General features: G+C 50.6%; 1 protein-coding gene. It reads left to right on the top strand.

Going from position 1 to position 1,050, the window contains the following annotated elements; genetic code table 11:
* A partial coding sequence (locus ACT3XD_RS19610; RefSeq protein WP_192539973.1) for an IS5 family transposase occupies positions 1-910 on the top strand: 910 nt, incomplete at its 5' end.
* Between the last annotated feature and the right edge of the window lie 140 nt (positions 911-1,050).

Below are 1,050 nucleotides of genomic sequence, written 5' to 3'. Positions count from 1 at the left end.
GAACAAAAAGCGAAAGACTCGCCGCGAACTCTTTCTGGAGCGGATGGACAAGCTGATCCCCTGGACGCAGCTGGAGAAGAAGGTAGCCCGTTATTACCCCAAGGGCGAGAGCGGGCGGCCTCCGTATCCATTGTCTGCCATGCTTCGAGTTCACTGTATGCAGTTGTTCTACAACTTGAGCGATCCGTCAATGGAAGATGCTCTCTACGAGATCGAGTCCATGAGGCATTTCGCCGGTTTGAAGCTAGACCGATTGCCGGACGAAACGACGATTCTCAAGTTTCGTCATTTTCTAGAACGACACAGCCTTGGCAAGGTGCTGTTCCAGGAAGTGAACAAACACCTGGCGAAAAACGGCCTAATGTTGCGCGAAGGCAGCATTGTTGATGCCACTATCATTTCTGCGCCTAGTTCTACCAAAAACAAACATGGCAAGCGCGATCCGGAGATGCACCAGACTAAAAAAGGTGGCTCCTGGCACTTTGGTATGAAAATGCACATAGGTGTCGACGACAAACTTGGGTTGATTCACAGCATCGACACCACGGCTGCTAATGTGCATGACATTGTGCCTGCCGATAAGCTGCTTCACGGTGAAGAGCAGCGCGTCTTCGGTGATGCCGGTTACCTGGGCATTCAAAAGCGAGACGAGCTCCATCACCGCTGCGACGTCTCTTGGTATATTGCCAGACGGCCTGGCACGCGAAAGAAGTTGGATGCCAAGCAACAGAAAGTCGAAAAGATCAAAGCCAGCATCCGAGCCAAGGTGGAGCACCCTTTTCGGTACATCAAGCAAGTCTTTGGTTATGGCAAGGTTCGCTATCGTGGTCTTGCTAAAAACACCCAGCGCCTGCACCTGCTGGCGGCGTTCAGCAACCTGCTGATCAGTGAAAAATACCTGTGGGAATAGGGCTATTGCGCCCGTTTTCCGCTTAATGAGCGGTTAACGGGCAAAAAATGCACAAAGAACGGGAAAATAGTGCCTAAATTTGCAATTTTTTATCAGCTCAAGTGAGCGTTGACGAATATCGGTAATTATTCAGACCTTCC

Origin of the sequence: Halomonas sp. AOP7-B1-5, from assembly GCF_052353045.1 — a bacterium.
Lineage (GTDB): Bacteria > Pseudomonadota > Gammaproteobacteria > Pseudomonadales > Halomonadaceae > Vreelandella > Vreelandella colorata.
The sequence above is the reverse complement of the archived record's forward strand: the minus strand, read 5'-3'. Positions and strand labels throughout refer to the sequence as shown.